At 61.3% G+C, this 8,149-nt stretch carries 6 protein-coding genes; all 6 read left to right on the forward strand.

The genetic code is table 11. The features are described from left to right. Positions 1-421: 421 nt before the first annotated feature. On the forward strand, positions 422-2,152 hold the full coding sequence (locus EOM25_10470; GenBank protein NCC25601.1) for a hypothetical protein: 1,731 nt from the start codon (positions 422-424) through the stop codon (positions 2,150-2,152). An 84-nt stretch (positions 2,153-2,236) separates the two neighbouring features. Further along, positions 2,237-3,952, forward strand: coding sequence for an L-lactate permease (locus EOM25_10475; protein ID NCC25602.1), 1,716 nt, complete (start codon positions 2,237-2,239; stop codon positions 3,950-3,952). 92 nt (positions 3,953-4,044) lie between these two features. Further along, a complete protein-coding gene (locus EOM25_10480) occupies positions 4,045-5,433 on the forward strand; it encodes an FAD-binding protein (GenBank protein ID NCC25603.1) in 1,389 nt (462 codons plus the stop codon). An 18-nt stretch (positions 5,434-5,451) separates the two neighbouring features. Continuing rightward, complete coding sequence (locus tag EOM25_10485) at positions 5,452-6,765, forward strand: (Fe-S)-binding protein (protein ID NCC25604.1); 1,314 nt, start codon at positions 5,452-5,454, stop codon at positions 6,763-6,765. A gap of 87 nt (positions 6,766-6,852) precedes the next feature. Continuing rightward, positions 6,853-7,479: a lactate utilization protein gene (locus tag EOM25_10490; GenBank protein NCC25605.1), complete on the forward strand. Its 627-nt coding sequence runs from the start codon at positions 6,853-6,855 to the stop codon at positions 7,477-7,479. Beyond that, on the forward strand, positions 7,479-8,149 hold a 671-nt coding region (locus tag EOM25_10495), incomplete at its 3' end, for a lactate utilization protein (GenBank protein ID NCC25606.1). The genes EOM25_10490 and EOM25_10495, both read left to right, overlap by 1 nt.

Genomic DNA, 8,149 nt, shown 5'->3' on the forward strand with positions numbered 1-8,149 from the left:
CACGGACATCTTCGGCCGGGTCGTCCAATGGCGTCTGCCCATCCACTTGGCCATGACCAACACGGAGCGGGAAAAGAACAACATCGCCCGGGTCTACGAGTTGAGCGTGCTGACGGCCAAGGGCAACCCCGGGGCCGTCGAAAAGAAGCCCCCCTTTGTCGACTATTGGGTCGGGAACAGCTGGAACATGCGGCTGAACAAGGTGCCGGCGACCAAGTAGCTCTTTGTCGCCCTTTTCTTCAAGTCCCTGCGGCGCGATGCATGATTCCCGTCGCAGGGACTTTTTGTTCCGAGGCCCAGACCCCAATTCTTTCGGGCAAAAGCGGCCCATTACCCTTGTCCTGTCGGCGTCTTTGGCGTAGCGTCCTCCTCCAAGAATCCCTCTTCAATACCAAGGTCAAGCAAAACAGGAGGATGAGACATGAAACACAACAAGCAAAGATGCTGGGTCGTCGCTTTGGCCATCGCCCTGATGGCTACGGGAGTGACGTTTCCAGCTCAGGCCATGGCCGGCCAGGTCATCGTGCCCTATGCGGCCACGGGCGGCGGCTGGTGGACCGGCCTGGCCATCACCAACGTCGAGGCGACCGAGGCCACGGAGCCGATCACCGTGGCCTTCTTTGCCCAGAACGGGACCCATCTGGGGGAAACGAACATCGGCGCCCTCGCGGCCAAGGCCTTTTATGTCAACGTGGTCGAGAACATCTTCGAGGGTGTTCTTCCGGATCGATTCTGGCTGGTGATTTCCCACGGGGGAAACGCCCAGATCGAGGTCACGGCCTTTTTCGGCAACACCTCCATGGGCGGTTTCTCGACCATGTCCGGCAAGAGCGACACCAGTGGACGGATTAACGTCATCGGCAACAGCACCGAACCGATGATTCGTGGCGAGAACAGCCTGGGGCCGGCCATCGAAGGGGTCGCCACGGACACCGGAAAAGTCGAAAACTACGGAGGGTATTTCGAGGCGGCGGGCATCAGAGGCGTGGCGGTCAAGGGGGTCGCCACCAGTACTGAATATTCTCCGTACGCAGGTGATTATAGCTGTGGGGGAGTTTTTGAATCCAAAAGTAGACGTGGCATTGGCGTCGTGGGGATGGCCACAGGTACCGAAAAAAATACATCCGGTATCGGCGGTGATTTTACCGGGTATGGTGGTAGCGGGGTCAGGGCATACGGAACAAATAAGGGCGTCAATGCCGACAGCCAGGTGATTGGAGTGTATGCTCGAGCAACTGGAAGATACAATTCGACCGACATTCATTACGGAGGATATTTTGAAGCGGAGAGCCAGTCGTTTGGAGGAAGCAATTTAGGTCGAGGGATATATGCCGAGGCGAAAGGCAGCGAGGGCAGGGCCGTGGAGGGGATAGCCCATACCTATTCCTATGGAAAGACGAACTACGGCGGATACTTCAAGGCCAACAACTTGTCTGGGCGGGGGGTCTATGCCGAAGCCACTGGCTCTCAAGGACGGGGCGTGTCCGGACATGCCCCGGGCGAAAACGGTTTTGGCGTTTACGGAGGATCCCAGGGGGCCAAGGGCAAGGGCGTCGTTGGCTGGGGAACGGGCGCTTCAGGGAGAGGCGTGGAAGGCTGGGGCACGGCCTATGACTTCTACGCCGCCGGACCGGGCACCAACTACGGTCCCTTCACCGGCGGCCACGAGGTCCGGCTGGCCGAGGACATGCCCATGGAATTTATCCCGGGCTTGATCGTTTCGGTCACCGGCCGGGCGGAGGTTCGCAGGGACGAACAGGGGGACGTGTCCCTGTCCTCGACCCTGCCCACGGCGACCTTGAGCCGCACGGCCATGGACAAGGCCGTGTTCGGGGTCCTGGTCCGGGAGATGCCCTTGGACGATGAACACTGGTACACGGCCGAGGCCGGAGAGCGCTTTGCCGTGGTCAACGCCCTGGGCGAGGGCCGGGTCTGGGTCTGCGACCTGAACGGTCCCATCGAGGTCGGCGACTACGTCACCTCGTCGGACGTTCCGGGCTACGGCCAACGCCAGAGCGACGACGTGCTCCGGTCCTGCACCGTGGGCAAGGCCATCGAGACCGTGGACTGGGAAACGGTCGAGGATACGGTGGAGTTTAACGGCCGTCGGGCCAAGGCCTACCTGTTGGCCGTGGTCTACACCTGCGGCTGAGGGGAAATCAGGGATTGCGAGCAGATGTCGGGCGGATGCCCGCCGCAGGGGTTCAATGCTCAATCCGAAACGGAGGATGATGACATGTCCGTTGGAGTCCTGGCGCTCGTCGCCGCAGTTCCCATTGTTCTGGCCCTGGTCCTCATGGCCGGTCTGCGTTGGCCGGCCACCAAAGCCATGCCCCTGGCCTGGCTGGTCACGGCCATTGCCGGCGTTGTCGTTTGGCATCTCCCGGCAGGGTACATCGCGGCCCTGAGCATTCAAGGGGTAATCACCGCCATCGGTATCTTAATCATTGTCTTTGGAGCCATTCTGATCCTCTACACGCTGCGCGATTCCGGAGGGATGGAAACGATCCAGTGCGGCATGCAGAATATCTCCCCCGATATGCGCGTCCAGGCCATCATCATCGGCTACCTGTTCACGGCGTTCATCGAGGGCGCGGCCGGATTCGGCACCCCGGCGGCCCTGGCCGCCCCGCTGCTTTTGGCCTTGGGCTTCCCACCCCTGGCCGCGGCCGTCATCTGCCTGGTCTTCAACTCCTTTCCCGTCACCTTCGGCGCGGTAGGCACGCCTATCGTCCTGGGTTTGACCTACCTCAAGCAGCTCGTGGCCGACGCCGTGGCCACGGGTGCCGTGAATCTGAACTTCGCCGACTTCGAATCCTTCGGCAAAGTCATCGGCGAATGGTCGACCGTCCTGCACCTGCCCATGATCTTCATCCTGCCCATCTTCATGCTCGGTTTCATCTCCCGTGTTTTCGGCCCGAACCGCTCCTGGTCCGAGGGCTTTGCCGCCTGGAAGTTCTGCGTGTTTGCGGCCACAGCCTTCACTGCTCCCTACCTGTTTTTCGCCTGGGTTATGGGACCGGAATTTCCGTCGCTGATCGGCGGTCTGGTCGGCCTGGGCATTGTTGTCTGGGGCGCCAAGAGGGGCATCGCCGTGCCCAAGGACGTCTGGACCTTCGGTTCCCAGAAGAAGTGGGATCCTGAATGGACCGGGACCGTCAGCAGCAGCGCCGAAGACTGCACCTTTCAGGCTCGGATGAGCCAGTTCAAGGCCTGGCTGCCTTACGTGCTCATCGGCCTGATCTTGGTTCTGACCCGGATTCCCGAACTGGGTCTGAAGGGCTGGCTGGCTTCGCAGAAACTGGCCTGGACAGGCATCCTGGGCTATAAGACCGTCAGCGCCTCCATCGGCTACCTCTATTTGCCCGGGACCATCCCGTTCATGCTCGTGGCCATCCTGACCATTTTCATCCACGGCATGTCTGGCAACAAGGTCAAAGCAGCCTGGGTGGACTCCATCAAGCGAATGAAGAATCCGGCCATCGCCCTGTTCGCGGCCGTGGCCCTGGTTTCCATCTTCCGCGGTTCCGGTGTCGCCGACGCCGCATTGAACCCCAACGCCTACCTCTCCATGCCTCTGGCCATGGCCAAGGCCCTCTCCGAAATCGTCGGCCAGGGCTGGCCCATGTTCGCCTCGTTCATCGGCGGTCTGGGATCCTTTATCACCGGCTCCAACACGGTCTCCAACCTCCTGTTCGCCGAGTTCCAATGGGGCATGGCCACTCAGCTCGATCTGCCCCGTCAGCTCATCGTCGCGGCCCAGGCCGTGGGTGGGGCCATGGGCAACATGATCTGCATCCACAACATCGTCGCGGTCTGCGCCGTGGTCGGTCTCTCCGGCATGGAGGGGGCCATCCTGCGCAAGACCTTCTGGCCCTTCCTGCTCTACGGAACGGTCATCGGCCTTGCTGTGACCCTGATGTGCTTCGTTTTTTTTCCCAATCTGTTTTAGTCCCTCACAAGGACATTCCCCGGACACGCCGACTGTCCGGAAATGACCGTGAATTCAAAGCTTGAATCAGCAGCAACACAGGAGCGAATATGATCGGCGAATCACTGAAAAAGGAATTCGAGGCCACTGTCGGGGCAGACAATGTCATGACCGAACCGACGGAGCTTTTTTCCTATTCCTATGACTCGGCGGTCCTGGACAAATCCCAGCCGGACATCGTGGTTCGGCCCGAACACTCCGAGGCCCTGGGCAAGGTGGTCAAACTGTGCAACGACAACGGTCTGAAGCTGACCGTTCGCGGAGCAGGCACTAATTTGTCCGGCGGGACCATCCCCCACCCCGGTGGTGTGGTCTGCCTGACCACGGCCCTGAACAGGATTCTTGAAGTCAACGAGGAGGATTTGTACGCCGTGGTCCAGCCAGGGGTGGTCACGGCCAAGTTCGCAGCCCACGTCGCCTCCAAGGGCCTCTTGTATCCGCCGGATCCCGGGTCCCAGGCCGTATCCACCTTGGGCGGCAACGTGGCCGAAAACGCCGGCGGCCTCAGGGCCCTGAAGTACGGGGTGACCAAGGACTATGTCATGGGTGTGGACTTCTTCGACGTCAACGGCGAGCTGATCCGATCCGGGGGAAAAACCGTCAAATGCGTCACCGGCTACAACCTGGCCGGGCTGATGATTGCCTCCGAGGGCACCCTGGGCGTGTTCGAGAAGCTGATTCTCAAGCTGGTTCCCCCTCCGGCAAGCTACAAATCCATGATGGCCGTGTTCAACGATGTCATGGACGCCTCCCGGACCGTTGCCGCCATCATCGCCGGCCAGATCGTCCCGGCCACCCTGGAACTCATGGACAACTTCACCATCCGGACCGTGGAAAATTTCCGCAAGGCCGGCCTGCCCGTGGACGCCGCGGCCATGCTCCTCATCGAAGTGGACGGACACCCGGCCCAGGTGGAGGACGACGCGGCCAGGGTGGAGGCCATCTGCAAACACAACAAAGCCGAAACCGTGCGGGTGGCCAAGGACGACGCCGAGCGCAACGCTGTCTGGCAGGCCCGGCGCGACGCCCTCCCGGCCCTGGCCCGGGTGCGGCCGACCACGGTCCTTGAAGACGCCACCGTGCCCCGTTCCAAGATACCGGCCATGATGCAGGCCCTGGACCGCATCGCCAAGAAGTACGACCTGACCATCGGGACTTTCGGCCATGCCGGCGACGGCAATCTGCATCCCACCATTCTGACGGACAAACGCGATCAGGACGAATGGCGCCGGGTGGAAGCGGCCATCGACGCCATCTTCGACGAAGCCCTGGCCCTGGGTGGGACCCTTTCCGGAGAGCACGGCATCGGCCTTGCCAAGTCCAACTACCTGAAAAACGAGTATGGGGCGGGCACCATCGCCTATTCCCGAAAGATGAAAAGCGTGCTCGACCCCAAGGGCATTCTCAACCCGGGCAAGCTGTTGGGTCCTGTGCTGGGCTGATCGCCGGAGAAAGAAATCATGGCCGACATCAAAAAACTCGTTTCCATGCTCAAGGAACTGGACGACCTGCTCACAGGCTGCATGCGGTGCGGCATGTGTCAGGCCCAATGCCCCATATTCGCTGAAACCGGTCGTGAAGCCGATGTCACCCGCGGCAAGCTGGCCATCCTCTCCGGCCTGGCCGATGAAATGCTCAAGGACCCACAGGCCGTCAACGATCACCTACAGCGCTGTCTGCTCTGCGGTACTTGCGAAGCCAACTGCCCATCCGGGGTCAAGGTCACGGACATCTTTTTCCGGGCCCGGGCCATTCTTTCGGGATACCTTGGCCTACCGCCGTCTCAACGTCTTGTTTTCCGCAGGTTGCTGACCAACCCCAAGCTGATGAACGCCCTCATCGCTTTTGGATCCAAGTTCCAGGGCCTGCTCGCCAAGGAGGCGGATGGCGTCATCGGAACGTCGTGCGCCCGATTCAACGCCCCACTCATCGCCGATCGGCATTTTAAAAGACTTGCGGCCAGGTCTCTGCACGCCCAAGTACCGGGTCTGGACACCCCGGCCGGGAAATCCGGACTCAGGGTGGCATTTTTTCCGGGCTGCCTCACGGACAAGGTCTTTCCCGAAATCGGCCTGGCCGTGCTCAAAATATTGAAGCATCACGGTGTCGGTGTGTTCCTGCCCTCGAATCAGGCCTGTTGCGGAATTCCTGCCCTGTCCAGCGGCGAAACCGGAGCCTTCACCTCATTGGTCCGGCAGAATCTGGACCTCTTCACCCAGGGCTCCTGGGACTATCTGATCACTCCCTGCGCCACCTGCACGGCGACCATTGCCGAGCTGTGGCCCAAATACTACGGCGACCACCTGGACACGATCCGGGTTCAGGATCTGGCCTCCAAGACCATGGATGTCAGCCAGTTCCTGGCCGACATCCTCAAGGTCGGTCCGGCCAAGGGCATAGGAGAGCCGTCCAAGGTGGCCTACCATGACCCATGCCATCTGCGAAACACGCTCAAAATCACGGACCAGCCCCGGACAATCATTGCCGCCAGCGGGAAATACGCCACGGCCGAGCTTCCTGGCGGACCGTCCTGCTGCGGCTCGGGGGGCAGTTTCAACATCAAGCAGTACAAGCTCTCGGAAACCATCGGCCGGAAAAAAGCCGAAAGCATCGCCGCCACCAAAGCGACCATCGCCGCCACCAGTTGTCCGGCCTGCATGCTTCAGCTCGCGGACATGCTCTCCAAGACCGGCCATTCGATCCGGGTCAAACATGTCGTGGAACTCTATGCGGAAAGTCTGGACAGAGAACAGCCGTTGGAGAAATCCCGATGAATTCGCGCACAGCTTGGACACCAATCTCGTAACGGGAACCAGGCAGTGGCCATTAGGATCATCGACGCCCTGACACAGGAGACCAGCATGAACCAGGAACGCATCAATCTCTTCACCGCCAAGGCCGAGGCCGTGTCCGCCGTGGTCAGGCCGGTGGCCTCCCTGAAGGAGGCCTACGACTACGCCGTGGACGTCTGCCTGAACAAGGAGGCCTGCCAGCTGCTCATGTCCGGGTGCGAGGGCGCGGTCTCGGACGAGGCCGCGGATCTGTGCATGGCCAAGGCCGCGGACAGGATCATGGCCGCCCCGAAACTGGCCGACGACCAGTACGCGAAACTGGCCAAGGCCGCGGACAAGGCCGGTGTCCGGTTGATCAAGAATGGCCTGCGCCAACATTTGGCCGGCATCGACATCGGATTTGCCGTGGCCGACCTGGGCCTGGCCAAGACCGGGACCCTGGTCATGGATTCCACGTCAGAGGATCTCCGGCTTTCGACCATGATCAGCGAGATCAATGTCGTGGTCCTGCCCCTGTCCAGGCTGCGGGCCGGCGGGTATGAGGCCGAGGCCGAGCTACTGCCCATGATGCGGCGTACCCCCAATTATACGGCCTTCATCACCGGGGCCAGCCGGACCGCGGACATCGAGCGGGTTCTGGCCATCGGGGTCCATGGCCCGTTGGAACTCCACATTCTGCTTTGGGAGGACGCCTGATGCAAACCGCCGTCAAAATCGAAGACTATTTGCGGGAACTTGAAGATTCCCTGGGCAACGATTTCCAGCGCAAGGCCCTGGACACCTTTGCCGTGGCCTACCGGACCGGCCGGGCCAATGCCTTTGCCGGAATGGACGTCGGCGGTCTGATCGAGGAGATCGCCGCGGCCAAGGATTACTCCCTGGCCCACATGGACGAACTCTACCAGGAGTTCAAGGCCAGGGCCGAGGCCATGGGCGTGCATGTCCACCTGGCCAAGACGGCCTACGAGGCCAACGAGATCATCGCCCGCATCGCCCGGGAGAACGACTGCAAAAAGGTGATCAAATCCAAGTCCATGACCGCCGAGGAAACCCACCTGAACGACCATCTGGAGGAAAAGGGCCTGACCGTCGTTGAGTCCGACCTGGGCGAATGGATCATCCAGCTGCGCCACGAAGGCCCCTCCCACATGGTCATGCCCGCCATCCATCTATCCCGGTACCAGGTGGCCGATCTGTTCACCAAGGAAACCAAAAAAGAACAGGATCCGGACATCCAGAAACTGGTCAAGGTGGCCCGCCGCGAGCTGCGCAAGGAGTACGCCCAGGCCGACATGGGCGTTTCCGGAGCCAATTTCGCCGTGGCCGAGACCGGGACCATCGGCCTGGTCACCAACGAGGGCAACGC

The organism is Deltaproteobacteria bacterium, from assembly GCA_009929795.1.
GTDB lineage: Bacteria > Desulfobacterota > Desulfovibrionia > Desulfovibrionales > Desulfomicrobiaceae > RZZR01.